The organism is Mesorhizobium hawassense, from assembly GCF_003289945.1.
GTDB classification, from domain to species: Bacteria; Pseudomonadota; Alphaproteobacteria; order Rhizobiales; family Rhizobiaceae; genus Mesorhizobium; species Mesorhizobium hawassense.
In genome coordinates this window covers 187576-214416 of record NZ_QMBP01000013.1, presented here as the reverse complement: position 1 = coordinate 214416, position 26841 = coordinate 187576, and the positions used below count along the sequence as shown (strand labels likewise).

Below are 26841 nucleotides of genomic sequence, written 5' to 3'. Positions count from 1 at the left end.
AGGCTGCGGTGCGCAGCGTCCGGCAAAATGGCGAGATCAAGTGGAACGGCGGCTTCATCTACGTGTCGAAGACGCTGGCCGGCGAAGCGGTTGCCGCGACCGAGACCGAGACAGGGCAATGGGCGCTCCACTTCTATGCCCACCCGCTCGGCTTCATCGACGGCCGGCACAAGAAACTGGTCCGCCGCAGCCCCATCCAACCCCGACCAGATGGCGCTGCGGCGGACAGCAACTCAGGGAGAAAACTGTAACCCATGTATCCGGTTCAAAGTGTTACCCATCTATCGGCTGGACAGGCGTCGCCTTCATCACCGGTATCGCCTGGTTCCTGATCTTTGCCTTCCTCGCCGCCTTCGCGACGCAGAAGCTGGCGATCGAGAAGGAAGAAAAGATCCTGTCGGCGAAGTTCGGCAAAAAATACCGCGACTACGCCAAGCGGGTACGGCGCTGGATTTGAAATGTCGGCGGCGGCCGATGAATCCGAGAAAGTGGCCGGCTACACCATACCGGCCACTTCCCCCGGGCTGCTTTCGAAGTCGAAGAGCCTTTGGGTCGCGAGCGCCGCAGCACCACGCGCCCATGAATCGTCCGCCCAGTCAGGCGTGATGGGTGGCGGGCTCCACATTGCGTAACGCTTCAGCGCGTCGCGCATCGGCTCGAACAGAAAATCGCCGAATGTGACGGCTTCGCCGCCGCCGACAATCACTTCCGGATCGACGATGTTGCAGAAGCCGCCAAGGAACCTTCCTATTCCCTCGCCCGCCTCCCGCAACAGATCGATCGCGGTGCGATCGCCGGCCTGAGCCGCGCTCAGCATCTCGTGGCGTGTGACTTCCCCGGATAGGCGACGGGCCTCTTTCCATCGCCGCACCAAGGCCGGCTCCGAGAAAAAGGTTTGCAGGCAGCCGCGTCGACCGCATTCGCATAGCGGTCCATCGAGGTCGTATATCGAGTGACCCATCTTGCCTGCGGCTCCATTCGCTCCGTGATGGACGGAGCCGTCGATCACGACCGCGCAGCTGATCCCGGCGCCGATGGCCAACGCGCCGACGGTGCGATGATGCCTGCCAAGGCCGAACAGTTGCTGTGCAAGCGCGAAAGCATTGGTGTCGTCGTCAGCCCAGACGGGAACATGCACGAGCTCGGCAAGCATGGCGGCGATCGGCACGTCGACCCAGTTGAACCGGTGGCTGAGGCGACAGACGCCGTTCTCGATGACGCCTGGTATCGCGATGCCGATTCCGCTGAGCTGCGCCGTGGTCGGGGCTCCGCGATCTGAGATCAACTCGTTGACCGCTGCGGCGCAGGCTTCCACCGTGCTTTGCGGTGACGGATCGGGGACGGCGACCTGCTTGGTCACAAGCGGGGTCGTGGCGAGATCGGTCAGCACGCAATCGATCGCACCGACCTTCAATTGCAATCCGACCACCAGCCGGCCGGCATAGTTTATGTTGATCGGGATCGGCCGGCGCCCCGGCGCGCCCGGGCTCGCCTCTCCCTCGACAAGGATTTTCTCATCCAGCAGTTCGGTGACGACAAACGTCACAGCCGCCGGGCTGAGTCCGGTGATCGCTGCGATCTCGGCGCGGCTGATCGCTCCTTCCCGCCGCAGCAGGTTGAGGATCAGCCGCCGATTTATGGCGCGTGACGTCTGCTGGTCGCCCTTGAGCTTCATGCTTGTTCCATTATTAATTTTGTAAATTAATTATTGACCGATCCTACCTGCATACGCTACGCATTGCCTCGGTTCAATTGGAATCCGGCTATTCTCAGGGAGGAGATAAAAGCCATGACAACCAAGCTCGCCGCTTTGTCGACGACTCGGCGCCGTTTCCTGAAAGGCACCGGCGCGGCGCTTGCTGCGTCCGCCACCGGGGGACTTTGCCTGCCGGCATTGGCGCAGGCGCAGGAAATCACCATCATCTCCAACCTCGGCAATGCGCAGCAACGCGAAATCCTGCAGCGGCTGGCCACCGAATTCGAGGCGAAGTCCGGCGCCAAGGTGGTCATAAACAACATGGACCACGAGGCGCACAAGACGGCCATTCGCAGCTATCTCGTCGTCGGTGCTCCCGACATCTGCTTCTGGTTCTCCGGCAACCGCATGAAGGCGTTCGTCGCCAAGGGCCTTTTCGACGACATCTCCGATCTGTTCGCCAGGGAAAACTACAAGAGCGTGCTCGGCGCAACGACGAGCGCCGTCACGGTCGGCGACAAGCAATATGGCCTGCCGATGGGCGGCATCCTCTGGGGCCTGTTCTATCGCAAGGACGTCTTTGCGCAGCACAACTGGACGCCTCCGAAGGACTGGAAGGAATTCCTGGCCTTCGGCGAAGCGGCAAAGTCCGCGAACCTCGTTCCGATCAGCATGGGCACCAAGGAACTGTGGCCGGCAGGCGGCTGGTTCGACCACATGAACCTGCGCATCAACGGCCTCGACAAGCACATCGCCCTGATGGACGGCAAGGTCCAGTACACCGATCCGATGCTGACGCCCGTCTTCGACAAATGGAACGACCTGCTCAAGGCCGGCTTCTTCTCGCCGAGCCACAGTTCCTTCGGCTGGGAACAGGCAGGTGCTGCACTGGCGCAGAAGAAGGCGGCCATGATGGACCTTGGCGGTTTCGTCAGGTCCGCTTTCCCGGAGGCGGACTTGCCCCAGCTTGCCTACGCGCCGTTTCCCGAGATCGTGCCCGGCGTCGCCCGCTACGAGGACTTTTCCGTCAATTCCATCCATGTGCCGGCAAATGCCAAGAACAGGCAGGGCGCGCGCGACTTCCTCGCCTATTTCTACAAGCCGGAAAATCTCGGAGCGTTCCTTGCCGCAGAAGGCGCCATCCCGCCGCGCAACGACTGCCCGCCAAGCCACGACCCGCTGGTCAATGCCGCGGTCGAGGAACTGAAGAAGGTGGTCGCGACATCGCAATATTACGACCGCGACACCGATCCGGACATGGCTCAGGAAGGCATGACCGCGCTTCAGGAATTCATGGTCAAGCCAGACCGCCGCGACCAGATCCTCGGGCGGCTCGAGAAAACCCGCAAGAGAATCTTCGGCTGATCCTCCCTGGCTGGCGGGCGCCGCCTTTCGGCGGCTCCCGCCTCTTTTTCGGGTGACCGGTCGTTTCGGATAACCCAGTCTCTTTTGGGATAGACTGCCATGTCTCGTCTATGGCGCAGAAATCGTCATTGGGTGACCCCTGCCCTGTTCCTGCTGCCGGGTCTCATCCTGTTTGGAACGGTGATCCTTGCCGCCTCCATCGAGACGGTCTGGATTTCGCTGCACGACTGGGATGGTATCGGCGCCAAGACCTGGGTCGGCCTGGCAAACTATATCGAACTGGCCGACGACCCGCAGTTCTACGTCTCGCTCAAGAACAACGTTATCTGGCTGCTGATCTTCATGCTGGCGCCGCCGATCGGCCTCGCGCTTGCGCTGATCGTGAACCAGCAGATTCGCGGCATGCGCATCCTGAAGTCGCTGTTCTTCGTGCCGCTGGTGCTGGCGACCGTCACCGTCGGCGTCGTGTTCGGCTGGGTCTACGATCCAAACTTCGGGCTGCTGCAGCTTCTCTTCGGCGCCTTTGGCGGCACCGCCCCGGCGCTGCTTTCAGACGAGACCTTCGTCACCTTCGCGGTAGCCGCCGCCGGTCTGTGGCCACAGATCGCCTTCTGCATGATCCTGTTCCTGGCGGGGCTGAACAGCCTCAACGACGATCTGATCGCCGCCGGGCGCGTCGACGGCGCGCGCGGCTGGCGCATGTTGCGCCATGTCGTCCTGCCGCAACTGTCGCAGGTCGGCTTCATCGCAATTGCGGTGACGGTGATCGGCGCGCTGCGCTCCTTCGATATGATCGCGGTCATGACCAGTGGCGGCCCCTACGGCTCATGCACCGTGCTCGCCTACCAGATGTACCAGGAGTCGATCTTTTCCTATCGCTTCGGCTACGGCGCCGCGATCGCCACGGTGCTGTTCGTGATCATGATCGTCTTCATCGCCTGGTATCTCAATGGCCTCATCAAGGCCGAGCGGAGCAACGCCTGATGTACCCGCGCCCCATTCCCGAAGATGCAAGGATCCAGCGAGCCCTCTATCTGGGCGGTGTTGCCCTGGTCGTGATCCTGTGGCTGCTGCCGCTGCTCGCCGTCATGCTGACCTCGATCCGTTCCAACGAGGAGCTGATGGCCGGCAACTACTGGGGTTGGCCGCAGAAATTCAGCCTGATCGAGAACTACAAGGCGGTTTTCGAGCAGACCGCCATGCTGCGCTTTTTCCTCAACAGCCTGCTGATCACCATTCCCTCCGTCATCGGCGTCCTCATCCTGTCGACGCTGACCGGCTTCGTCCTGTCGCGCTACCCGTTCCGCGGCTCCAACCTCATCTTCGCGCTCTTCGTCGGCGGCAACTTCCTGCCGGCGCAGATCATGATGATCCCGGTCCGCGACCTGATGGTGCGGCTCGGTCTCTATGACACCGTCTATGCGCTGATCATTTTCCACATCGCGTTCCAGACCGGTTTCGCCACGCTTTTCATGCGCAACTTCATCGCCGCCTTGCCGGGCGAACTCTTTCAGGCCGCGCGCGCCGAAGGCGCCTCGCCGTTCCAGACATTGCGCCACGTGGTGGTCCCCCTGGTGCGGCCGGCGCTGGCGGCACTCGCCATCCTTACCTTCACTTTCGTCTGGAACGACTATTTCTGGGCGATCGTGCTTACCCAGAGCGATGCGGTCAAACCAGTTACCGCCGGCCTGAACAATCTGCGCGGCGAATGGACATCGGCCTGGAACATCGTCTCGGCCGCCACGATCTTCGTCGCCCTGCCCCCGGTCGTGATGTTCTTCATGATGCAGAAGCACTTTGTCGCCGGCCTCACCATGGGAGCGGTCAAGGGATGATCCGCCGCGAACCCTGCCGCACCCGACACGCACGGAAAGGCGCCTCGATATGAGCAGCGTGGAATTGCGAAAAGTCGACAAGCATTATGCCGGCTACCATGCCCTGAAGACGGTCGACCTGAAGATCGAAAAGGGCGAGTTCGTCGTCATGGTCGGCCCCTCCGGCTGCGGAAAGTCGACATTACTGAAGACGATCGCCGGGCTGGAAACCATCAACTCCGGCCAGATCGTGATCAACGGGCGCGACGTCACCAGGGAAGAGCCAGGCGACCGCGGCATCGCCATGGTCTTCCAGTCCTATGCGCTCTACCCGCATATGACCGTCGCCGAGAACATGGGCTTCGGCCTAAGGATGGCCAACCGGCCGAAGGCCGAGATCGATGCCGCGGTCAAACGCGCCGCGCAGATCCTGCGGTTGGAGGAACAGCTCGGCAAGCGGCCGAAGCAATTGTCGGGCGGACAGCGCCAGCGCGTCGCGATCGGTCGCGCCATCACCCGTTCGCCCGAGGTGTTCCTGTTCGACGAGCCGCTGTCGAATCTCGACGCCGCGCTGCGCACCCAGATGCGGGTCGAGCTTTCGGGCCTGCATACACAGCTCGGATCAACGATGATCTACGTTACCCACGACCAGGTCGAGGCCATGACCATGGCGGACCGGATCGTGATCCTCAACAAGGGCCGGATCGAACAGATCGGCTCTCCGCTGGAACTCTACGCCAACCCCGCGAACATCTTCGTCGCAGGGTTCCTTGGCGCTCCGCGCATGAATTTCATTGAGGCGAAAGCGGTCAGCGTCGACGCATCCGGCGTCTCGGTAGCGGCAGCCGGCCTGCCGGCACTGAGCTTAGGCGGCATCGACGTGACCGGCCTTTCAGCTGGCGACGCCGTGACTATCGGCATCCGGCCGGAGGGGCTGCGTGTCGTCGAGGCAGGGGACGGCGTAATGCCGGTCTTCTCCAGTCAGGTGCGGCTGGTCGAGCAGTTGGGGCGCGACACCGTCCTCTACGTCGACGCCTCTCCGCTTCAGACCACGAATTCCGACAGCGGCACCGGCAATTTCACGCTTCAGCTCAACAAGGTTTCCACGGTCGCGGTCGGCGCCACATTGCGAGCAGGCTTCGAAACCGGCGACGCCTACCTCTTCGGCCCCGACGGCCGCACGCTCACGCCAAGAAAGCCTGTCGCTTCAACCTGAACCCCGAAATTCGAAAGCCCCATAAGCATGAACCGAAAGAAGCCCGCCCCGCTATCCGTATGGCGGCCCCTCAATCTCGACCACTTTCTGCTCGGAGCTCCTCACTACCCTGAACATGTCGACGAAGGCTGCTGGCGGCGTGATGCCGAGCGCATGGCTGCCGCCGGCGTCAACACCGTGCGGATGGGAGAGTTCGCCTGGCACATTTTCGAGCCTCGTGAAGGCAGGTTCGAATTCGGCCTGTTCGATCGCGCGATCGAAATTCTGAGCCAGGCGGGAATCGACACGATCATGTGCACGCCGACGGCGACCCCTCCCCGCTGGCTCACCGTCAACTATCCCGAAGTGCTGCGCGTCGACATCAACGGGCGGGCATCGAGCCACGGATCGCGCCAGCATGCCGACACCACGAGCCCGGTGTTCCGCGCCCACAGCCGCCGCATCACCCGCGCCATGGCCGAGCACTACCGGGACAACCCGCGTGTGATCGGTTGGCAGACGGACAACGAACTCAACACCACCGTGTCGGAAACGTTTGCGCCTTCGACCCGGCTGGAGTTTCAGAAATACCTGCAGAACGCCTACGGCACCATCGAGGCGCTGAACTTCGCATGGGGCGGCCACTTCTGGGCGACGGCCTACGACGATTTCTCGCAGATCGACCTGCCGAGACCGCTCATGCCGTCCTACCCCAGCCCCGGCCATGTGCAGGACTACCACCGCTTTCTGGCCGCAGCGACCGCTGCCTTCCAGCATGACCAGGTCGAAATCCTGCGCGCCGCCAATCCGGACTGGTTCATCTTCCACAATCTTGGCCAGCTTGCCGACATCGACTTCCGCGGCCAGTTCGGACAGGACCTCGATTTCATCGGCTTCGACATCTATCCGATGCTGTACGACGAGATGCGCCGGACCGGCGGCCACGCGGCGACCCAGGCCCTCCATCTCGATATATGCCGCGCCTACTCCGGCAACTTCATCGTTCCGGAGCAGTCCTCGGGCTTCGGCAGCCAGCCCGGCTTCTCGACGATGACGCCGGAGCCCGGCGAAATGCGCCGTATGGCCATGACTTCAGTGGCGCGCGGTGCCGACGGCGTCATGTTCTTCCGTTGGCGTCCCGCGCATTTCGGCGCCGAAATCTACTGGATGGGCGTCATCGATCACGACGACGTGCCGCGCCGCCGCTATGACGAGGCAAGCCGCTTCTTCCATGAGATCGCCGCCATCAAGGACAAGGTGCTCGGCACGGTGGTGCGGATGGATCTAGGCATCGCCGGCGCCGACTTCGACAACCAGGAGGCTCACAAGACATATCCGATCGGCCTTCCCAGCCCGCTCGAAGACGCGACGCTGCTTCATCGCCACTGCTATCACAATGGCATTGCTTGCGGGTTCATTCATCCCGAGGACGATCTTTCGCGGCTCAAGGCGCTCTACATCCCGCATTGGGTGATGTGGAAGGATCAATGGAACGACGCCGTCGAGACGTTCGTGCGCAATGGCGGCACGTTAATCCTGTCGGCATTGAGCGGAACCAGGGACGAGAACAACCACATCATTCGCGAGCAGGCTCCCGGCAACGTCCTGGCGGCGCTCAGCGGCGTCAAGGTCGTGGAGTTCGGCCGCGTCGTTGCCGAAGGCGGCAGCGGGCTGTTTCCCCTGTTCCGTCCGGCCGCCATGGGCGCCTATGCACCGCCGCCGCTGCCGGCCTCGTCGGTCGAACGCAAATACTTCTTCACCCTTGGCAATGAAGAGTTCCAGGCCTCGCATTTGTACGAGTTGCTGGAGACAGCGCCTGACGTCGAGGTGCTCGGCGCCTGGTCGAACCGCTTCGCCGCCGGTTCTCCGGCAATCACCGCACGCAAGGTGGGGCAAGGCCAGGTCGTCTATGTCGGCACATATCTCACGCCGCAGCTGGCGGAGAAACTTGTCGATGTCGTGCTGGCCAAGGCCGGTATCGCGCCTTTGCTGCCCGACCTGCCTGCCGGAGTGGAGGTCTCTATCCGGGAAGCCGACGACCGCCGGTTGATGTTCGTGCTGAACACCACGGAAACTCCAGTCATGGTGCCGAACGTCCCCGCGGGCGTCGATCTGCTGACGGGCAAACCCGTTGCAGGTGCGCTGCAACTGGAGGCCTATGGCTGCGCAGTTATCGCGCTCAATTTATGAGCTTCACCACAAACCCTGGAGCGTGTGTTTTCGTCGCGACGCGCTTCAGGTGTTGACGCCCAACTCCACCAGGCGCTCCACGCAGGACTCCTCGGCCTGGTCCAGCTCGGCCAGCGTCTCTTCCAGGTCGCGCCGCTTCTGGCGCAGATCCTCGCGCTTCTCCTCGATACGCCGGATCATCAGCTTGAGCTGGCCGACCTCGCCGGGCGGTTCCTTGTACATCTGAATGATCTCGCGGATCTCGTTGATCGAGAAACCGAGCCTCTTTCCCCGCATGATCTGACGGATGAGGTGCCGGTCCGACGGCCGGAACAGCCGCGTGCGGCCGCGCCTGACGGGCTGCACCAGCCCTTCGTCCTCGTAGAAACGCAACGTCCGCGTCGACACGTCGAACTCGCGTGTCAGCTCGGTGATCGTATAATATTCCCGCATTCCCGCTCCCAAAGTCCGGACACCGCCGCCTGGAGCGTCGCCCTTCCCGCCGATTAGACCCTTCCATGCCGGAATCGGCACTTAACCCCAGGGCAACCTCGCACGGCATTTACGTAAAAGTCAATTAACGCGGCCTGCTGATTTTAGGGCACGCTAAACCACCACGTCGCCAACCCAAGGAAGGCGAAGAAGCCGACGCAATCGGTGACGGTGGTGACGAAGACAGCCGACGCCACCGCCGGATCGATCTTGAAGCGGTCGAGCACCAGCGGGATCAGGATTCCGGCAAGGGCTGCGGCAAACATGTTGATGATCATCGCCGCCGCGATGATGCCGCCCAGATTGGGATCGCGAAACCAAGCCGCCGCGACGATGCCGATCAGCACCGCGAACACCACGCCGTTGATGAAACCCACGCCCAGCTCGCGGCGGATGATGCGCGCGGCGTTGTAGATGTCGAGATCCCGGGTCGCCAGCGCGCGCACGGTGACCGTCATGGTCTGCGAGCCGGCATTGCCGCCCATGCCGGCGACGATCGGCATCAGCACGGCCAAAGCCACGATGTGCTCGATCGTATGGTCGAAAAGACCGATCACCGACGCGGCCAGGAACGCCGTCAACAGGTTGACCAGCAGCCAGGGCACGCGCGAGCGCGAGGTGGCAAGCACGGTGTCCGACAATTCCTCGTCGCCGACGCCGCCCATGCGCAGAAGGTCCTCTTCGGCTTCCTGCTGGATGACGTCGACGACGTCGTCGATGGTAAGCACGCCGACCAGCCGCTCATTCTCGTCGACCACGGCGGCAGACAGAAGGTCGTATTGCTCGAACTCGCGCGCAGCCTCCTCCTGGTCCATCGTGGCCGGAATGGCGTGCCTGGTCTCATGCATCACATCCTCGACCTTGACGGCGCGCTTGGTGCGCAGAATCTGGTCGAGATCGATGGCGCCGAGCAGCTTGAAGCTCGGGTCGATGACGAAGATCTGGCTGAAGCGGTCCGGAAGGTTGTTGTCCTCGCGCATGTAGTCGATGGTCTGGCCGATCGTCCAGAACGGCGGCACGGCGACGAACTCCGTCTGCATGCGCCGGCCGGCCGTCTCTTCCGGATAGTCGAGCGCGCGTCTCAGCCTGATGCGCTCGGTGAACGGCAACTGCGACAGGATCTCGTCCTGGTCTTCCTGGTCGAGATCCTCGAGGATGTAGACGGCGTCGTCGGAATCGAGTTCCTGCACCGCCTGCGCGATCTGCTCGTTGGGCAGGTTGTCGACGATATCGAGGCGGATCGCCTCGTCGACCTCGGTCAGCGCGGAGAAGTCGAAATCGGTGCCGAGCAGTTCGACCAGGGCGCGCCGCTGCTCGGGATGCAGCGCCTCGAGCAGATCGCCGAGCTCCGACTGGTGCAGGTCATCCACTTCCCGCTTGAGCGTGAGCGTGTCCCGGTCGGCGATGGCCGCGCCGATCTGGGCAAGGAAGGACGACAGTACGGCGCCGTCCTCGCCATAGATGTCGGCGTGGTGCTCGTCGGCGGCCCTGGCGCCGGTCGTCTGTCTGTCCTGGCCTTCCACCAGCGCCTCCCGCCAACAGCAATCCGGAAAGGGTGCGCAATCAGGTCTAGAGCATGATCCCGAAAAGTGGAAACCGCTTTTCCACGAAATTTCGAGGCCCGGGCGCAAGATAGCGCAGCGATGAGATTCGTTCCGGCAAGATACCGCCCTAACGTGCGGAATTGCCGACGAAATACATCTGCCGCGCAACTCGGCTGCCGTCTCGGCGCGGGGCGATTCCGGCTTCAGCCGACGCGACAGTACATGTCGCTGGGGAAAGAGCGCTCCTTTGCGGTTGAGGCAGAATTGTCATGAAACGGTCCGCAGAGGCCGGCAACCGGTGGAATCGACAGGGTGAGCAGCAAGCCTTGAACCTCGCGTCGCGGAAAACGGACGAAGCAGTTGGCGAACGCCGCGTTCGCGTGGTCGTCGCCGAACGCAATCCGCTCGTTATCTCGGCGCTGCGCGAAATGCTGGAATGCGACGGGCGCTTCGAGTTGGTCAGCGCCGTGCAGAGCGGCAAGCAATTCCTGGAGTTGGCTGCGGAAGCCGAATTCGACGTCGCCGTCATCGGCTGGAAGCTTGCCGACATGGATGGCGCCGACATTCTGGCCGAGGTCCAGGACCGCAAGCTCGGCGTGCGCATCACGGTCTTCTCCAACGACCATGACATCGGCATCCTCAAGCAGTGCGTGCGCCTCGGCGCCCAGGGTTACTGCTTCCAGTTCGACGACCCGCCGATCATCTTCGAGACGATCCTGGCGGTCGCGCATGGCCGCATCTGCATTCCTTACATCGACATCAACAAGGTCAACGACACGCCGCTGGCGCAGCTCACCGTGCGCGAGCGCGAATTGCTGGCGGTGCTGTCAGATGGCTGGACCAACCTCCAGATCGCGACGCGGACCGGGATCTCGGAAAACACGGTGAAATACCACCTCAAGAATCTCTACGACAAGCTGGACGTCCGCAACCGCGCCATGGCCGTCGCGCTCTACGCCAGCGAGAAGCGGCGCAACTCGAAATCGCCGATCGGGTAGGCCGCCCAGGTCGCCAATCGGGTAGGGCCATCCCACCCGCAAGGGCCAACAACTTACCCGGCAAGGTGTTGTTGGCGAACCTGTTCAAAACGAGAATTCCACCACAAATCCCAACGATCGGAGGAGTTTCGCGCATGGCTGGGTTCACCCATCTTTTTATCCCAGGACCCACCAACATTCCGGAGCAGGTCCGGCAGGCCATGAACCTGCCGATGGAGGATATGCGCGCCTCTTCCTTCCCCAACCTGACGCTGCCGCTGTTCGAGGACATCAAGAAGGTTTTCAAGAACGAGACCGGCCGCGTCTTCATCTACCCCTCCTCCGGCACGGGCGCCTGGGAAGCGGCGATGACCAATGTGCTCAGCCCCGGCGACCGCGTGCTGATGTCGCGCTTCGGCCAGTTCTCGCATCTGTGGGTCGACATGGCCGAGCGCCTCGGCTTCGAGGTCGACGTCATCGACTGCGAATGGGGCACCGGCGTCCCGCTCGAGCTTTATGCCGAGAAGCTTCGCGCCGACAAGGCGCACCGCATCAAGGCCGTCTTCTGCACCCAGAACGAGACCGCGACCGGCGTTACCAGCGATGTCGCCGGCTGCCGCGCCGCGCTCGATGCCGTGAAGCACCCTGCCCTGCTGTTCGTCGACGGCGTCTCCTCGATCGGCTCGATCGATTTCCGCCAGGAGGAATGGGGTGTCGATTGCGCCGTCAGCGGCTCGCAGAAGGGTTTCATGCTGCCGGCCGGCCTCGGCTTCCTGTCGGTCAGCCAGAAGGCGCTTGCCGCTGCGCGAGTGGCAAAGCACCGGCACTGCTACTTCTCCTTCGATGACATGATCCGCACCAACGACGCCGGCTTTTTCCCCTATACGCCGGCGACGCAGCTGCTGCGCGGCCTGCGCGCTTCGCTCGACCTCATCGCCGAGGAAGGGCTGGAGAACATCTTCGCCCGTCACCATCGCCTCGCCGAAGGCGTGCGCAAGGCGGTAGATGCCTGGGGCCTGAAGCTTTGCGCCAAGGCGCCGCAATGGCACTCCGACACGGTCAGCGCCATCCTGGTGCCGGAAGGCATCGACAGCGCCAATGTCGTCAAGCGCGCCTACAACGCCTACCAGACGTCGCTCGGCGGCGGCCTCAACAAGGTTGCCGGCAAGGTCTTCCGCATCGGCCATCTCGGCTGGCTGAACGAGGTGATGGTGCTGGCCTCGCTGTCGGCCGCCGAAATGACGCTGCTCGACTGCGGCGTGCGCCTGGCGCCGGGCTCGGGCGTGGCGGCGGCGATCGAGCACTTCCGCCGCACGGCCGACATGCCGGTCGCCAAGGCTGCATGAGGAGCGAACCATGAGCCACACCATCAACCACCTGAAGAAACTGCGGCTGCAGCGCAGCGAGCTCGCAGTGCCCGGCTCGAGCCCGGAGATGATCGACAAGGCGGCGAACAGCACCGCCGACTTCGTCTTCCTCGACATCGAGGACGCTGTCGCGCCGCCGGACAAGGAGCGCGCCCGCAAGAACATCATCCAGGCGCTGAACGACATCGACTGGCGCGCCAAGGGCAAGACCGTCTCGGTGCGCATCAATGGCCTCGACACGCACTACATGTACCGCGACGTCGTCGACGTTATGGAACAGGCCGGCGACCGGCTGGACACCATCCTGGTGCCGAAGGTCGGCGTGCCGGCGGACCTCTATATGGTCGAGGCCATGGTCAACCAGATCGAGATGGCCAAGGGTTTCAAGACCCGCGTCGGCCTCGAAGCGCTGATCGAGACGGCGCTCGGCATGGCCAATGTCGAGGCGATCGCCGCGACGCCGGGCCGGCTGGAAGCGATGCATTTCGGCGTCGCCGACTATGCCGCCAGCAACAAGGCGCGCACCGTCAACATCGGCGGCCTCAACCCCGATTACCCCGGCGACCAGTGGCATTTTGCCTTGTCGCGCATGACGGTCGCCTGCCGCGCCTATGGCCTGCGCGCCATTGACGGGCCATTCGGCGATTTCTCCGACCCCGAAGGCTACAAGGCCGCCGCCAGGCGCGCCGCAGCGCTCGGCATCGAAGGCAAATGGGCGATCCACCCCTCGCAGATCGCTCTGGCCAACGACGTGTTCTCGCCGCCGGAAAAGGAAGTCACCCGCGCCCGCCGCATCCTCGAAGTGCTGAAGGAGGCGGAAGCGCTCGGCAAGGGTGCCGCGGCGCTCGACGGCAAGATGATCGACGCCGCTTCGGAACGCATGGCGCGCAATGTGCTGGTGGTGAACGAGGCGATCGAACGCGCCGGCCAACTTGTTAGCGAACAAAAGCCGCACGCCGCCGCCGCGCAATAAGAACTACGGGAGGACTACAATGGACATCCACGAATACCAGGCCAAGGAATTGCTTGCCCGTCATGGCGTGCATGTGCCGCGCGGCGGCCTCGCCTACAGCCCGGAGCAGGCGACCTACCGTGCCAGGGAGATCGGCGGCTCGAAATGGGTGCTGAAGGCGCAGGTTCATTCCGGCGCGCGCGGCAAGGCCGGTGGCATCAAGCTCTGCTCCAATGACGAGGAGATTTCCAACGCGGCGGAAGCCATGCTCGGCCGCAAGCTGGTGACGCACCAGACCGGCCCGCGCGGCAAGCTGATCTCGCGCCTCTATCTCGAGGAAGCCGTCGACATCGCGCAGGAGCTCTATCTCGGCTTCGTGCTCGACCGTAAAGAAGAGCGCGTCATGATCGTGGCGTCGGCCGCCGGCGGCATGGAGATCGAGGACATCTCCGAGAAAAAGCCGGATTCCATCATCCGCGCCACCGTCGATCCAGGCGTCGGCATGCAGGGTTTTCAGGCGCGTGAGATCGCCTTCGGCCTCGGGCTCGAAAGCAACCTCATCGGCAAGGCGACGGAGACCATCCTCGGCTGCTACCAGGTGTTCCGCGATTACGACGCCTCGATGCTGGAGATCAACCCGCTGGTGGTGACGCGCGACGGCAGCTTGGTCGCGCTCGACGCGAAAATGTCGTTCGACGAGAATGCGCTGTTCCGCCGGCCGGAAATCTCGGAATTGCGCGACAAGAGCCAGGAAGACCCGCGCGAGACCTTCGCCAGCGACCGTGGCCTCTCCTATGTCGGGCTGGACGGCAATATCGGCTGCATCATCAACGGCGCAGGCCTCGCCATGGCGACCATGGACATGATCAAGATCGCCGGCGGCGAACCGGCCAACTTCCTCGACATCGGCGGCGGCGCCTCGCCCGAGCGGGTGGCGAAATCCTTCCGCGCCGTGCTCGGCGACAAGAATGTCGAGACCATCCTGGTCAACATCTTCGCCGGCATCAACCGCTGCGACTGGGTCGCCGAGGGCGTCATCAAGGCGATCCGCGAGGTCGGTGTCGAGGTGCCGCTGGTGGTGCGTCTCTCCGGCACGAAGGTCGAGGAAGGCCGCAAGATCCTGGCCGATTCCGGTGAGGCGGTGATCGTCGCCGAGACGCTGGCCGAAGCCGCCGAAAAAGCCGTCGCCGCCTGGCGTGCCGCCGCCAAGAAGAAAAAAGCAGCCTGAGGGAGGGAGAGAAAATGGCAATCCTGCTCAACCGCAGCACGCGCGTCATCGTGCAAGGCTTCACCGGCAAGATCGGCAGCTTCCACGCCGACGACATGAAGCGCTACGGCACCAAGCTGGTCGGCGGCGTCACCCCCGGCAAGGGCGGCCAGACGCATCTCGGTCTGCCCGTCTTCAACACCGTCAAGGGCGCCGTGCGAGAGACCCGCGCCGAAGCCAGCATCGTCTTCGTGCCGCCGCCCTTCGCGGCCGATTCGATCATGGAAGCGGCGGATGCCGGCATCAAACTGTGCGTCTGCATCACCGACGGCATCCCCTCGCAGGACATGATGCAGGTCAAGCGCTACATGCGCCGCTACCGCTTCGAGGACCGCATGCGCCTCGTCGGTCCGAACTGCGCCGGCGTCATCACACCTGGACAGGCGCTGATGGGCATCATGCCGGGTAGCATCTACCTGCCTGGACGCGTCGGCATCGTCGGTCGCTCCGGCACGCTGGGCTACGAGGCAGCCTCGCAGATGAAGGCGCTCGGCATCGGCGTTTCGACCAGCGTCGGCATCGGCGGCGACCCGATCAACGGTTCGTCCTTCAAGGACATCCTGCAGCTCTTCGATCGCGACGAAGATACCGACGCGGTGGTGATGATCGGCGAGATCGGCGGCCCGCAGGAAGCCGAAGCCGCGATCTGGGCGCGCGACAATATGAGGAAGCCGCTGATCGCCTACATCGCCGGCCTCTCGGCCCCGAAAGGCCGCCGCATGGGCCATGCCGGCGCGATCATCTCGGCGTTCGGCGAGTCGGCGCAGGAGAAGGTCGAGATCCTCAAGGACGCCGGTGTCGTCATCGTGCCGACGCCCGCCTCTTTCGGCGAGGTCGTGGCCGATACACTGGCGCGGACGAAAAAAGCGGCGTGACGGCCGCATAGCCCGCAGAATGTGAAATCCAGGCCGCCGCACGCATCGCGGCGGCCTATCGATCGGCAGGAAATCCGATGAAACCGCGTTTGATTGTCACCCGCAAATGGCCGGCCGCCGTCGAAGCGATCCTTGCCGAGCGCTTCGACACGACGCTCAACGCCAGCGATACGCCGCTGAGCCCTGACGCAATGACGTCCGCCTTCGCGGATTATGACGCGATCCTGGCAACGGTCAGCGACCGTTTGCCGGTCGCGGTGTTTCCCGACGGCGAGGCCCGCACCAGGATCATCGCCAATTTCGGCGTCGGCTTCAGTCATATCGACGTCGCGGCGGCTCGCGATCGCGATATTGTGGTGACCAACACGCCGGGCGTGCTGACCGACTGCACAGCCGACCTGGCGCTCAGCCTGATCCTGGCCGTCGCCCGCCGCACCGGTGAAGGCGAACGGCAGCTCAGGGCCGGCGAGTGGCGTGGCTGGTCGCCGACCCACATGGCCGGCGCGAAAGTATCGGGCAAGACCTTGGGTATTGTCGGCATGGGGCGCATCGGCAAGGCGACCGCCAGGCGCGCGCATTTCGGCTTCGGCATGAAGATCGTCTTCTTCAATCGCTCGCCGGTCGATGATGACGAGACGCGCGCCATGGGTGCGGTGCAGCTGCCGAATCTGGACGATGTGCTGGCTGTGTCCGATTTCGTGTCGCTGCACTGTCCGGGCGGCGCGGAAAACCGTCATCTCATCGATGCCCGGCGCCTGCGGTCGATGAAAGCCGGCGCGTTCCTGATCAACACGGCGCGCGGCGACGTCGTCGACCAGGACGCCCTGATCGGCGCGCTGGAAAGGCGCGAGATTGCAGGCGCGGGTCTCGACGTCTTCGACGGCGAGCCGGCCGTTCCGGAGGCGCTGAAGCAATTGGAGAACGTCGTGCTGTTGCCGCATCTCGGCAGCGCGACCGAGGAAACACGGGTGGCGATGGGCATGAAGGTGGTGGAGAACCTGACCGCCTTCTTCGAGGGTCGCCCGGTCCCCGACCGGGTCGCCTGACGCCGCGCCAGCATCATTCGGGCGCCGCCGCAATTGTAATCGATGCGGACGAGGATAGCGCTTTGGAACAGAGCAAGCGGATAAAATTTCGTGAGGACGAGCGCAGCCTGCTGTTGCGCCTGCTGCTTCAGGTCGCAAGCGCGCGCGAGCCCGAGATCGCCGCCGTTCTGAACGGACGCAGGTCGCTTGTTTCGCTTGCCCCGGAGCAGCGCATCCCGGCGCTTCAGGCTAGCGGCGTCTGGTTCCAGTTGCTGACGATCGCCGACGAGCTGCTTGCCATGCGGGCGCGTCGCGAGCTCGAGCAGGGCGCCGGTGTCGACGAAGTGCCCGGATCCTTCGCCAGCGTTATCGCGCAGATGGCGGCAAACGGCCACTCGGCGCAGGAAGTCCAGGCGGCGCTTGACGAGCTTCGCGTCGGGCCGACCATGACCGCGCATCCGACCGAGGCCAAACGCGTCACGGTGCTTGAGATCCACCGCCGCATCTATCGCAAGCTGACCGAGCTCGACCAGCCGCGCTGGGCGCCGCGCGAACGCGATCTCCTGGTCGCCGACCTGGAAAGCGAGATCGAGCTTCTGTGGATGACCGGCGAGCTGCGGCTGGAGCGCCCGACGGTCGAACGCGAGATCGCCTGGGGCCTGCATTTCTTCCGCGAAGTCATCTTCGAGGCGACGCCGCAGCTCTATGGCAAGCTTGAAGGCGCCTTCGAGCGTCATTATCCTGGCGAGCCGATCAAAATTCCCTCCTTCATGCGCTATGCCTCGTGGATCGGCGGCGACCGCGACGGCAATCCGAATGTGACGGCCGAGGCCACCGCCCATGCCATGGCCGAATACCGCAACACCGCCATCGGCTGGTATCTGGCACAGGTGCAGCGGCTGGTGTCGGTGCTGAGCGCCAGCTCGAACGTCGTCGAGCTACCGGTGAGCTTCAGGCCGGTGCTGCAAACCGCGCTTGAGAAAAGTGCCGAGGCGCAAGAGATCGCCGCCCGCAATCCTGACGAACCGCTCCGCCAATTTGCTTCGGCTATGCTTGCCCGGCTGGTCGCCACGCGCGACAGCGGTAAGGAAGCCTACCTCTCGGCGGAGGCGTTTCGCGCCGATCTCAGCGCGCTGTCCTCGGTGCTCGAAGCGATCGGCGGGCGCGCGGTCGCCCGGCGTTTCGTCCAACCTCTCATTTGGCAGCTCGGAAGCTTCGGTTTCCGCACGGTCTCGCTCGACATCCGGCAGAACTCCACGGTGGTCAACCGGGTGCTGGCCGAGCTGTTCGCGCTGATCAATCCCGCCGATCCGGTCGCCGCCGGCACACCGCGATGGTCGGCACGCATTCGCGCAGCCTTGAGCCAGGGCGAGCAACTGGAGATCGACAGGGGCCAGCTCTCGGCTGAAGCAGCCGAATTGCTTTCGACGTTCGACGTCATCGCCAGGCACGCTTCCGGCGCAGATGCCGACGCGGTCGGCTCCTTCATTCTGAGCATGACCCGCTCAGCCGACGATCTGCTTGGCGTGTATCTGCTGGCGCAATATTGCGGGCTATCGACCGCGCCCAGCGGCGGCACGATCCGGCTGCGCATCGTGCCCTTATTCGAGACCATCGCCGATCTGCAGGCCGCCCCTGCCATACTGAACGGATTGCTCGACGTTTCGCTGGTGCGGCGCACGGTGCGCGATTTCGGCGCGCGCCAGGAAATCATGCTCGGCTATTCGGACTCCAACAAGGATGGCGGCTTCCTCGCGTCCAATTGGGAACTGGCGAAAGCGCAAAAGCGCCTCGCTGCCATTGGCCGCAAGCACAAGGTCAGGATCGGCTTCTTCCATGGTCGCGGCGGCTCGGTCAGCCGCGGCGGCGCGCCGACCGGCCGCGCGATCGCGGCCCAACCGCAGGGCACCGTCGCCGGATCGATGCGAGTGACCGAGCAGGGCGAGGTGGTGTCGTCGAAATTCGCCAATCGCGGCACCGGCCTCAACCAGCTCGAGATCCTGGCCGCCGCCGTGCTGGCCCACAGCACTGGATCGCCCGGCGATGCCGCGCCGAAGGAAACGCCGGAGTTCGACGAAGCGCTGGAAGCGCTGGCCGGCATGTCGCAGGCCTCCTATGCCGGGCTGATGGCCGAGCCGGGCTTCCTCGATTATTTCAACCAGGCGAGCCCGGTAGCCGAACTGGCGCTCCTGAAAATGGGCTCACGGCCGGACCGCCGCTTCGGCGCCAAAGGCATTGCCGATCTGCGCGCTATTCCGTGGGTGTTCGCCTGGAGCCAGAACCGTCACCTGTTGACCGGCTGGTATGGCATCGGCAGCGCGCTTAGCGCCTTCGTCACCGTGCGCGGCGAGGCCGGGCGCGAGCTTCTCACCCGCATGTTCGAGCATTCGCGCTTCTTCCGCCTGATCGTCGACGAGGCCGAAAAGACGCTCTACCAGGCCGACATGGAGATCGCGCAACTCTACGCCGGCCTGGTCTCCGACGGCGATGCGGCTGGGCGGATCTACACCCGTATCGCCGCCGAATACAAGCTGACGCGGCGCCTGATCGGCGACCTCACGGGCGGCGACCTTTCGGCGCGCTTTCCGATGTTCAAGCGCCGTTTCGACAGCTTGCGCCGGCAGATGGACGACATCCACCGGCTGCAGGTCGATCTGCTGCGCGAAGTCCGGGCAAGCACCGGCACGGCGGATCAAAAGCGGGCGACCGACGCCCTGCTCGTGTCGATCAACTGCATCTCGGCTGGTCTGGGGTGGACGGGTTAGGCTCGGCCTTTTGCTCAGTAAAGGACTGAAAAACCCAAAGCAGCGGCGCGGTCCTCAGGACCCGGCGCCGCTTCCGTTTGCCCTGCAGGAAGGCTGACGGCGCGATTGCGACCGTCACCTGCCGGCTCATCCAAGTAACATCTTTTTGGGGAGAATGGTGCGGTCGAGAAGACTCGAACTTCCACGGGTTGCCCCACAGCGACCTCAACGCTGCGCGTCTACCAATTCCGCCACGACCGCACGTGGTAGGAGCCGGAACCGTCCGGCCCGGGGCCTGTAGCAAATCGTTTCCGGCGAAACAAGTGCGCCGTGCGGAATAATCGCTAATGCATGCCGCCCAAAAGTGCGGAGCGGTTTTGGGAGAACGACATGCATCGGACAAACCGGCATGCACAACCTTCCACGGCCTGGCTTCACGCGGGCGGAACTGGACGTTTTGGCCGTTTGCCGCCATATGAAGGGCAAGTCGAGATTGGTCCATGACAGAACGCAGCCAGATCGCCACGTCGTTCCTGCCCTTGCCCGGCTCGCCGCCGGTCGAGTGGGCGGTCGAACCCGGTCTGACGTCCTATCCGGATGCGCTGGCCTTCATGGAAGCCCGGGCCGAAGCCATCCGCTCCGGTGCGGCTGGCGAAATAGTCTGGCTGGTCGAGCATCCACCTCTTTACACCGCCGGCACCAGCGCCCGCAGCGAGGACCTGATCGATCCCGACCGGTTTCCGGTCTTTGCCGCCGGGCGCGGCGGCGAATACACCTATCACGGCCCGGGACAACGCGTGGCCTATGTCATGCTTGACCTGAAACGCCGGCGCGAGGATGTGCGCGCCTTCGTCGCGGCGCTCGAACAATGGATCATCGGCACGCTTGCCGCCTTCAACGTGCGCGGCGAACGGCGTGAGGATCGCGTCGGCGTCTGGGTGGTGCGGCCGGACCGCCCTGCTTTGCCCGACGGCTCACCCGCCGAGGACAAGATCGCGGCCATCGGCATCCGGCTGCGCCGCTGGGTGAGCTTTCACGGCATCGCCATCAATGTCGAACCGGAGCTTTCCCATTTCAGTGGCATCGTGCCTTGCGGCGTCTCGGATCACGGCGTCACCAGCCTCGGCGATCTCGGCCTGCCGGTCACCATGGCCGACCTCGATCTGGCGCTGAAATCCGCTTTCGAAGATGTTTTTGGGCCTGCCGCAGCTCCCGTTGCCGAGGCCAAGCGCAAGGTTGGCTAAGCCGCCTACATTAATTGGGCAGAGGCCCACAGCATCCCGTAACCATGGATGGCAAAGACCGCCAGCAGCGCGCCGGCCATGGCCAGCCGGTCGAAAGGCTGGATCGGCTTCAGCTCGTGACGCGGTTTTACGCCGCTGCCCATGGTGATCAGGCTGAGGATCGAAAACACCGCGCCGGCGATCAGCAGGAAGCTCGGCGAGAAACCGGCCCGCCAGCCGAGCGCCAGCAGCGCCGACAGCAGGAAGAAGGACGCCATCGCCAGCGCGATCGGCCCGGGGCAGATTTGGCGCAGCACCTGGCCGCCGTCGAATTTCCACACCGGCACCAGATTGGCGATGTTGAACAGCGACGCGCAGCCGGCAAGCGTCGCCAGCAGAGCCGCGGCCAGGCGATGGCCCTCTGCGCCGGCAAAGCCGCTGGCGGCGATCAGCACTGGCACCAGGAAAGCCGAGAAGCCGGCGCCCATCAGCGCCACGAAGGCGACCTCGAAGCGACTGTCATAGGGCCTGCCGCCGATGGCTATGCCGCCAAGCAGCGGGATGAAGATCATCCGCGCCCGGCGATGGCCCGACAGCCGGAAAGCCGCCATGTGGCCAAGCTCGTGCAGCGCGACCACCGAGGTCAGGATCGCGGCCAGCGCGAAGCCGCCGAGGTTGAGCCCGAAGAACGGCCACAGGATGAAGGCCGAAAGCACGGCAAAGCCAACCTGGCTCACCGGGTGCTCGAACCAGCCGCCTTTACGATATTCGCCGGTAGTCGCCCAGACGTCCAGCTTGCGCAGTTCGCGGCGCATGGCGAAGAAGCGGAAGATCAGGAAGGCGACGCCGCGGTAGCGGTCGGTCTGCGCGAGCGTGACCCGCGTGGCATCGCCTTTGGGCACGAGTTCCGCAGTCTCGCAGTAATTGGCCCAGAACGACGGATCGAGCGCCGTATCCTCGATGACGCGCATCGAGAAGTAGCTTCCTTCCCTCACATCCTCGAACCGCGCCTTGCGTTCGATCGGGCTACCGTCCCGGCCTTCCCAGGACAATTTGATCAGCGCAGTCCCCTCGCCGTCCACCGGCTCGGCGGAGAGGATCTCGCCGGACCAGCCGGCATCGTCGCCGAACGGCCACAGCGCCTGCCAGAGGCGATTGCGGTCAGCCTTGATGACGCGGCTGACCCGGACCGTGCGCAAACCGAGCGGCACGGTCATCAAAAGAAAGATCAGTCCGAGATTGCCGGCCACGAGGGTGACCGTGACGATGACCGACACTGCCTTGGCTCCCTGTCTTGAAGGAGCAGCCTAGCGGCGGCGCGGCCAAGAAAGACTTAACGACGGGCGGGCTCTTGCCCGTCCCGGGGCGGACGTTGTCTCCCGTCCCGCAAAGGGCGGGCGCTTGCCCGTCCCGAACGGCGGCGATAGCCGTACTCTCACATGGCGCCGATCCAGATGGCCATGGAAACGAGGAAGGTGCTCATGCAAACCAGCGAGACGACATCCTGAACCAGATCAGACATAACTCTCTCCGTTGTTAGTATGTTCGTAATTTGTTCTAATTTTGTTCGAATGTCAACGACCTCCAACAGCCAGCCGGAACGAATCCGGGCGGCCCGTTTGGGCAGGGTTAAGGAAAGGTTGACGGGCGCGGGCGCACAGCTGCCACCGCCTGCAGTGATCTGGCAAACTGTGGTATTCCTTGGGAATGGATAGGGACAGAGCCGGACGCACCGCCCTCATCAACGCAGCGATTGATCGCGAGACAATGCTCGCGCAACGCTTGCTGGAAAGTGGCGCAGACCCGAACGCATTTGATGCTGCAGGCTGGTCCGCCTTGCACTTTGCCGCCCAGAACTGCGATGCCGATTTAGTTCAGATGCTCATTGGAGCTAGAGCTGCGCTGGAGCCACGAGATCGCAACGGCAACAGCCCATTGTGGCGGGCGGTAATGTCCTATCGGGGTGGTCCTGAGGCTATCACCCCCCTGTTGAATGCTGGCGCGGACCCTGATGCAGCGAACGTTCATGGCGTGAGCCCTAGGTCTTTGGCGATGGCTATCGCAAACTACGACACTGCGAAGTTCTTCGAAAGATAAGCCACCCTCCGCACTCGAACCTCAATGCGCCTCAAGGAGAGACGACTTTGCCCTCGCGCGCAAAGTGCTGACGATTGCCAGCTGTCTTCGCGACAGGAGCACCCGAAAGCTACGTCTGTGGGCAGCCACAGGTTTCCCGGTTGAAGCCCTGGACGCACCGGTATGAACCGCCATGCGGGCAACCGAAAAGCAGGGAGTAGACGGTCGACAAGGCGACCGCCAGGAACAGAAGAACGACAATCCCGAGAATGAGCTTTTTCACGGCGGCCTCCGACCGGCGGGAGGTCGCATTCTACCACATCCGCGGCGGATGTACGGCCGGCTGCCATGACAGCGTTTTGCTGCCCGGAACCGGGTCCAGGCCGCTCTGGGGAGATTGTCAGCCTGGTCTCAGAGAGGCACGACCTTGCCTTCGGCCAGCGTCACCCGCCGGTCCATGCGTCCGGCGAGTTCATGGTTGTGGGTAACGATCAATGCCGCAAGGCCCGACTGCCTGACCAGCGCCTCCAGCGCGTCGAAGACGTAGGACGCGGTGACCGGATCGAGATTGCCGGTCGGCTCGTCGGCCAGAAGCACCAGCGGCGCATTGGCGACCGCGCGGGCGATGGCGACGCGCTGCTGCTCGCCGCCGGATAGCTCGGCCGGCCGGTGCTGCGCGCGCTTGCCGATCTGCATGTAGTCGAGCAGCTGCGCCGCCCGTTCCGCCGCGTCCTTGCGGGAAAGTCCCTTGATCAGCTGCGGCATCATGATGTTCTCGAGCGCCGAAAACTCTGGCAGCAGATGATGGAACTGATAAACGAAGCCGACATCGTTGCGGCGGATCGCGGTGCGTTCCTCGTCCGACAGCCGGCCGCAGGCACGGCCGTTGAGAACCACGTCGCCGGCGTCCGGCCGCTCGAGCAGGCCGGCCGTGTGCAGCAGGGTGGACTTGCCCGTACCCGACGGCGCCACCAGCGCCACCATCTCACCGCGCCGCAGCGAAAAGTCGGCGCCGTTCAAGATGGTGAGCTTGCGCGGCCCCTGCACGTAGTGCCGCTCGACGCCCTTCAACTCGATAATGGCCTCGGCCATCATTCGTACCTCAAGGCTTCGACGGGATCGAGCCGGGCGGCCCGCCAGGCCGGGAACACGGTCGCGAGGAACGACAGGGCCAGCGCCATGATCACGACATAGGTCGTCTCGCGCGGATCCATCTTCGCCGGCAGCTGGCTGAGGAAATAGAGCTCGGGGTTGAACAGGATTCTGCCGGTCATCCAGGAGAAGAACTGGCGGATCGATTCGATGTTGACGCAGATGACGACGCCGAGCAGCACGCCGGCGATCGTCCCGGTGACTCCGATCGCCGCCCCCGTCATCAGGAAGATGCGCAGGATCGCGCCACGCGAGGCGCCCATCGTGCGCAGGATGGCGATGTCGTGGCCCTTGTCCTTCACCAGCATGATCAGGCCCGAAATGATGTTGAGCGCCGCCACCAGCACGATCAGCGTCAGGATCATGAACATGACGTTGCGCTCGACCTGCAGGGCCGAGAAGAAGGTCTCGTTGCGCTGGCGCCAGTCGACGATGTCGATGGGCCGCTGCGCCGCCTGCTCGACCAGCGGCTTCAGCGCGTCGACATTGTCGGGATTGTCGACATAGATCTCGATGGTCTGCGCCCGCCCGTCCATGTTGAAGTAGAGCTGCGCTTCCGAAAACGGCATGTAGACGATCGAGCTGTCATATTCCGACATGCCGACCTCGAAGATCGCCGCCACCTTGTAGCCCTTCATGCGCGGCGTGGTGCCGAGTGGGGTGACATCGCCATCGGGAGAGATCAGGGTGATGGTGTCGCCAAGCGTGAGGCCGAGATTCTCGGCCATTCGCTTGCCGATCGCCACGCCTTCGCCGGCATCGAAACCGTCGAGCGTGCCCTGCTTGATGTTGCTGGCGACAATCGAAATCTTGCCGAGATCCTCGCCACGGATGCCGCGTACCAGGGCGCCCGTGCCGCCGCCCACATTGCCTTGCGCCAGCACCTGGCCGTCGATCAGCGGGATCGCGTATTTGACGCTGGCGATGCCGTTGATGCGGCTCGCCACCTGGGCGTAGTCCTCCAACGGCGAATCGAGCGGCTGCACGATGAGATGGCCGTTGACGCCGAGGATGCGGGTCAGCAATTCGGCGCGGAAACCGTTCATCACCGCCATGACGACGATCAGCGTGGCGACGCCCAGCATGATGCCGAGGAAGGAGATCGAGGCGATGACCGAGATCACCGTCTCCTTGCGGCGCGAGCGCAGGTAACGCCACGCCACCATGCGCTCGAAACCGGAAAAGGCGCCCGCCCCTGACCTGGCCGCTGTCGCCGCCTCGCTCATGCGGCGATACCCAGGCGCTTCTTGGCCTCGGCGAGCGGCAGCGTCTCGCGCTCGCCCGACTTGCGGTTCTTGATCTCGACCTCTCCGGCCGCCACGCCGCGCGGCCCGACGATCACCTGCCACGGCAGGCCGATCAGGTCGGCGGTGGCGAACTTGCCGCCCGGCCGCTGGTCCGTGTCGTCATAGAGCACGTCCTTGCCGGCTGCGTTAAGCGCGGCATAAAGCTCGCCGCAGACGCGGTCGCATTCGGCGTCGCCAACCTTCATGTTGATCAGGCCGATGTCGAACGGCGCCACGGCTTCCGGCCAGATGATGCCGTTCTCGTCATGGCTCGCCTCGATGATCGCCGCGACCAGCCGCGAAGGGCCGATGCCATAAGAGCCGCCCGAGGCGTAATGGTCCTTGCCGTCGGGGCCGGTCACCTTGGCATTCATCGGCTTTGAGTACTTCTCGCCGAAATGGAAGATGTGGCCGACTTCGATGCCGCGCGCCGAGAGCCGGTCGCCCTCGGCAACCTTGGACCAGGCCGCCTCGTCATGCATCTCGTCGGTGGCCGCGTAAGGCGTCGTCCATTTCGTCACGATATCGCCGATCTCGGCATCGTTGGAGAAGTCGGTGCCGGCGCCCGGCACGTCGAGCGCAAGGTAAGCGCGGTCGCAGAACACCTGGCTTTCACCGGTCTCGGCCAGGATGATGAACTCGTGGCTGAGGTCGCCGCCGATCGGGCCGGTGTCGGCGCGCATCGGAATGGCCTGCAGGCCCATGCGCGTGAACGTCCTCAGGTAGGAGACGAACATGCGGTTGTAAGCGGCTCTGGCGCCCTCGAAATCGAGGTCGAAGGAATAGGCGTCCTTCATCAGGAACTCGCGCGAGCGCATGACGCCGAAGCGCGGCCGCACCTCGTCGCGGAACTTCCACTGGATGTGGTAGAGGTTCAGCGGCAAATCCTTGTAAGACTTGACGTAGGCGCGGAAAATCTCGGTGACCATTTCCTCGTTGGTCGGACCGTAGAGCATGTCGCGATCCTGGCGATCCTTGATACGCAGCATCTCCTTGCCATAGTCGTTGTAGCGACCGCTTTCGCGCCACAGATCGGCCGACTGGATGGTCGGCATCAGGATTTCCAGCGCACCGGCGCGGTTCTGCTCCTCACGGATGATCTGGCAGACCTTGTCCAGCACGCGCTTGCCCAATGGCAGCCACGAAAAGCTGCCCTGCCCCTGCTGGCGGATCATGCCGGCGCGCAGCATCAGCCGGTGCGAGACGATTTCGGCCTCGCGGGGATTTTCTTTCAGAATGGGCAGGAAATAGCGCGACAAACGCATGGACTGGTCCGTGAATGAAAAATGACGCGCGGGAATCGGCGCGAAAGGGCTGCTTGCCCCGGCTTCATAGCCATTTCATGACGGAATGGGAACCCGAGTGCCCCAAAGTATCGGGGGCTTCTGCACCTTACCAAAAAGGCGATTTTGGCTGCAAAGTGCCGCAAATGGCCTTTTGATCGATTCACAAGCAAGCCCTGCCGCACTATTGTGCAGTGCAGCACGATATTGCCTGTTTCGAGGCAAAATTCTTCGTGACATTTTCACCTGCCTTGGTCTAGTGTGCCCCGATAACCGAGAGGGCGGAGAAAAATCTGCTCTCCTACGCGGTCAAAGTCTTGGGAGGATGCGATCTAGGCG

Annotated in this window: 21 protein-coding genes, 1 tRNA gene and 2 pseudogenes; 16 read left to right on the top strand and 8 right to left on the bottom strand. The window is 63.8% G+C overall.

Annotated elements, in window-relative coordinates:
- Together DPM33_RS24830 and DPM33_RS37105 are read left to right on the top strand one after the other, a co-directional pair.
- Positions 1-251: pseudogene (locus DPM33_RS24830) on the top strand (integrase); the annotation flags it as partial.
- Between the two features lie 44 nt (positions 252-295).
- A pseudogene (locus DPM33_RS37105) lies at positions 296-457 on the top strand (methyltransferase family protein); the annotation flags it as partial.
- Between the two features lie 39 nt (positions 458-496).
- On the opposite strand, the gene DPM33_RS24820 reads toward DPM33_RS37105, so the two are convergent.
- Complete coding sequence (locus tag DPM33_RS24820) at positions 497-1675, bottom strand: ROK family protein (RefSeq protein ID WP_112100030.1); 1179 nt, start codon at positions 1673-1675, stop codon at positions 497-499.
- Between the two features lie 114 nt (positions 1676-1789).
- Here DPM33_RS24820 and DPM33_RS24815 point away from each other — a divergent pair, with 114 nt between their 5' ends.
- From DPM33_RS24815 to DPM33_RS24795, 5 genes are all read left to right on the top strand, one after another.
- Positions 1790-3061, top strand: a complete 1272-nt coding sequence (locus tag DPM33_RS24815) for an ABC transporter substrate-binding protein (RefSeq protein WP_112100029.1) — start codon at positions 1790-1792, stop codon at positions 3059-3061.
- A 99-nt stretch (positions 3062-3160) separates the two neighbouring features.
- Positions 3161-4045, top strand: coding sequence for a carbohydrate ABC transporter permease (locus DPM33_RS24810; RefSeq protein WP_112100028.1), 885 nt, complete (start codon positions 3161-3163; stop codon positions 4043-4045).
- A complete protein-coding gene (locus DPM33_RS24805) occupies positions 4045-4896 on the top strand; it encodes a carbohydrate ABC transporter permease (RefSeq protein WP_112100027.1) in 852 nt (283 codons plus the stop codon). Before DPM33_RS24810 ends, DPM33_RS24805 begins: the two co-directional genes overlap by 1 nt.
- A 49-nt stretch (positions 4897-4945) precedes the next feature.
- Entirely contained in the window at positions 4946-6091 is a 1146-nt protein-coding gene (locus DPM33_RS24800) for an ABC transporter ATP-binding protein (protein WP_112100026.1), read from the top strand.
- Positions 6092-6118: 27 nt separating this feature from the next.
- The gene (locus DPM33_RS24795; protein ID WP_112100025.1) at positions 6119-8260 is read left to right on the top strand and encodes a beta-galactosidase; all 2142 of its coding nucleotides are present in this window, start codon (positions 6119-6121) and stop codon (positions 8258-8260) included.
- A gap of 45 nt (positions 8261-8305) precedes the next feature.
- Here DPM33_RS24795 and DPM33_RS24790 read toward each other — a convergent pair whose 3' ends face one another.
- Complete coding sequence (locus tag DPM33_RS24790) at positions 8306-8692, bottom strand: MerR family transcriptional regulator (protein WP_112100024.1); 387 nt, start codon at positions 8690-8692, stop codon at positions 8306-8308.
- A 143-nt stretch (positions 8693-8835) separates the two neighbouring features.
- Entirely contained in the window at positions 8836-10254 is a 1419-nt protein-coding gene (gene mgtE / locus DPM33_RS24785; RefSeq protein WP_112100023.1) for a magnesium transporter, read from the bottom strand.
- A 290-nt stretch (positions 10255-10544) separates the two neighbouring features.
- Between mgtE and DPM33_RS24780 the strand changes: the two genes are divergently transcribed.
- The 7 genes from DPM33_RS24780 to DPM33_RS24750 all read left to right on the top strand — a co-directional run bounded on the left by DPM33_RS24780 (position 10545) and on the right by DPM33_RS24750 (position 19503).
- Positions 10545-11273, top strand: coding sequence for a LuxR C-terminal-related transcriptional regulator (locus DPM33_RS24780; RefSeq protein WP_425373575.1), 729 nt, complete (start codon positions 10545-10547; stop codon positions 11271-11273).
- Positions 11274-11407: 134 nt separating this feature from the next.
- The gene (locus DPM33_RS24775) at positions 11408-12598 is read left to right on the top strand and encodes an aminotransferase class V-fold PLP-dependent enzyme (RefSeq protein WP_112100022.1); all 1191 of its coding nucleotides are present in this window, start codon (positions 11408-11410) and stop codon (positions 12596-12598) included.
- A gap of 10 nt (positions 12599-12608) precedes the next feature.
- The gene (locus DPM33_RS24770) at positions 12609-13592 is read left to right on the top strand and encodes an HpcH/HpaI aldolase/citrate lyase family protein (RefSeq protein WP_112100021.1); all 984 of its coding nucleotides are present in this window, start codon (positions 12609-12611) and stop codon (positions 13590-13592) included.
- 19 nt (positions 13593-13611) lie between these two features.
- Positions 13612-14799, top strand: coding sequence for a malate--CoA ligase subunit beta (locus DPM33_RS24765; RefSeq protein ID WP_112100020.1), 1188 nt, complete (start codon positions 13612-13614; stop codon positions 14797-14799).
- A 14-nt stretch (positions 14800-14813) separates the two neighbouring features.
- Positions 14814-15713 carry a succinate--CoA ligase subunit alpha gene (sucD, locus tag DPM33_RS24760; RefSeq protein ID WP_112100019.1) on the top strand — a complete coding sequence of 300 codons (900 nt, stop codon included), beginning with the start codon at positions 14814-14816 and terminating at the stop codon, positions 15711-15713.
- Between the two features lie 77 nt (positions 15714-15790).
- Positions 15791-16759 (top strand): 2-hydroxyacid dehydrogenase, encoded by a 969-nt coding sequence (locus DPM33_RS24755; RefSeq protein ID WP_112100018.1) that lies wholly within the window; start codon positions 15791-15793, stop codon positions 16757-16759.
- A gap of 62 nt (positions 16760-16821) precedes the next feature.
- The gene (locus DPM33_RS24750) at positions 16822-19503 is read left to right on the top strand and encodes a phosphoenolpyruvate carboxylase (protein WP_112100017.1); all 2682 of its coding nucleotides are present in this window, start codon (positions 16822-16824) and stop codon (positions 19501-19503) included.
- A 155-nt stretch (positions 19504-19658) separates the two neighbouring features.
- On the opposite strand, the gene DPM33_RS24745 is transcribed toward DPM33_RS24750, so the two are convergent.
- Positions 19659-19743, bottom strand: a tRNA-Leu gene (locus tag DPM33_RS24745).
- A gap of 239 nt (positions 19744-19982) precedes the next feature.
- Here DPM33_RS24745 and lipB point away from each other — a divergent pair.
- Entirely contained in the window at positions 19983-20726 is a 744-nt protein-coding gene (gene lipB / locus DPM33_RS24740) for a lipoyl(octanoyl) transferase LipB (RefSeq protein WP_112100016.1), read from the top strand.
- Positions 20727-20731: 5 nt separating this feature from the next.
- Here lipB and DPM33_RS24735 read toward each other — a convergent pair whose 3' ends face one another.
- A complete protein-coding gene (locus tag DPM33_RS24735; protein WP_112100015.1) occupies positions 20732-21982 on the bottom strand; it encodes a site-2 protease family protein in 1251 nt (416 codons plus the stop codon).
- A gap of 430 nt (positions 21983-22412) precedes the next feature.
- On the opposite strand from DPM33_RS24735, the gene DPM33_RS24730 reads away from it, so the two are divergent.
- Positions 22413-22802, top strand: coding sequence for an ankyrin repeat domain-containing protein (locus tag DPM33_RS24730; RefSeq protein WP_112100014.1), 390 nt, complete (start codon positions 22413-22415; stop codon positions 22800-22802).
- A 390-nt stretch (positions 22803-23192) separates the two neighbouring features.
- Here DPM33_RS24730 and DPM33_RS24725 read toward each other — a convergent pair whose 3' ends face one another.
- From DPM33_RS24725 to proS, 3 genes are read right to left on the bottom strand one after another with little or no spacing between them, the layout of a single operon-like run.
- Positions 23193-23876 (bottom strand): ABC transporter ATP-binding protein, encoded by a 684-nt coding sequence (locus DPM33_RS24725; protein WP_208648449.1) that lies wholly within the window; start codon positions 23874-23876, stop codon positions 23193-23195.
- Positions 23873-25159 (bottom strand): lipoprotein-releasing ABC transporter permease subunit, encoded by a 1287-nt coding sequence (locus DPM33_RS24720; protein ID WP_112100013.1) that lies wholly within the window; start codon positions 25157-25159, stop codon positions 23873-23875. Before DPM33_RS24720 ends, DPM33_RS24725 begins: the two co-directional genes overlap by 4 nt.
- Complete coding sequence (gene proS / locus DPM33_RS24715; protein ID WP_112100012.1) at positions 25156-26484, bottom strand: proline--tRNA ligase; 1329 nt, start codon at positions 26482-26484, stop codon at positions 25156-25158. The genes DPM33_RS24720 and proS overlap by 4 nt, the downstream gene beginning before the upstream one ends.
- Positions 26485-26841 lie beyond the last annotated feature (357 nt).

Excerpts from the sequence above, each read along its gene's own strand:
- proS (WP_112100012.1), bottom strand. The coding sequence starts at position 26,484 with ATGCGTTTGTCGCGCTATTTCCTGCCCATTCTGAAAGAAAATCCCCGC.
- DPM33_RS24770 (WP_112100021.1), top strand. The coding sequence starts at position 12,609 with ATGAGCCACACCATCAACCACCTGAAGAAACTGCGGCTGCAGCGCAGC.
- DPM33_RS24810 (WP_112100028.1), top strand. The coding sequence starts at position 3,161 with ATGTCTCGTCTATGGCGCAGAAATCGTCATTGGGTGACCCCTGCCCTG.
- DPM33_RS24720 (WP_112100013.1), bottom strand. The coding sequence starts at position 25,159 with ATGAGCGAGGCGGCGACAGCGGCCAGGTCAGGGGCGGGCGCCTTTTCC.
- DPM33_RS24775 (WP_112100022.1), top strand. The coding sequence starts at position 11,408 with ATGGCTGGGTTCACCCATCTTTTTATCCCAGGACCCACCAACATTCCG.
- DPM33_RS24790 (WP_112100024.1), bottom strand. The coding sequence starts at position 8,692 with ATGCGGGAATATTATACGATCACCGAGCTGACACGCGAGTTCGACGTG.
- lipB (WP_112100016.1), top strand. The coding sequence starts at position 19,983 with ATGACAGAACGCAGCCAGATCGCCACGTCGTTCCTGCCCTTGCCCGGC.
- DPM33_RS24800 (WP_112100026.1), top strand. The coding sequence starts at position 4,946 with ATGAGCAGCGTGGAATTGCGAAAAGTCGACAAGCATTATGCCGGCTAC.
- DPM33_RS24755 (WP_112100018.1), top strand. The coding sequence starts at position 15,791 with ATGAAACCGCGTTTGATTGTCACCCGCAAATGGCCGGCCGCCGTCGAA.
- DPM33_RS24815 (WP_112100029.1), top strand. The coding sequence starts at position 1,790 with ATGACAACCAAGCTCGCCGCTTTGTCGACGACTCGGCGCCGTTTCCTG.
- DPM33_RS24795 (WP_112100025.1), top strand. The coding sequence starts at position 6,119 with ATGAACCGAAAGAAGCCCGCCCCGCTATCCGTATGGCGGCCCCTCAAT.
- sucD (WP_112100019.1), top strand. The coding sequence starts at position 14,814 with ATGGCAATCCTGCTCAACCGCAGCACGCGCGTCATCGTGCAAGGCTTC.
- DPM33_RS24765 (WP_112100020.1), top strand. The coding sequence starts at position 13,612 with ATGGACATCCACGAATACCAGGCCAAGGAATTGCTTGCCCGTCATGGC.
- DPM33_RS24805 (WP_112100027.1), top strand. The coding sequence starts at position 4,045 with ATGTACCCGCGCCCCATTCCCGAAGATGCAAGGATCCAGCGAGCCCTC.
- DPM33_RS24780 (WP_425373575.1), top strand. The coding sequence starts at position 10,545 with ATGAAACGGTCCGCAGAGGCCGGCAACCGGTGGAATCGACAGGGTGAG.
- DPM33_RS24820 (WP_112100030.1), bottom strand. The coding sequence starts at position 1,675 with ATGAAGCTCAAGGGCGACCAGCAGACGTCACGCGCCATAAATCGGCGG.
- DPM33_RS24730 (WP_112100014.1), top strand. The coding sequence starts at position 22,413 with ATGGATAGGGACAGAGCCGGACGCACCGCCCTCATCAACGCAGCGATT.
- DPM33_RS24725 (WP_208648449.1), bottom strand. The coding sequence starts at position 23,876 with ATGATGGCCGAGGCCATTATCGAGTTGAAGGGCGTCGAGCGGCACTAC.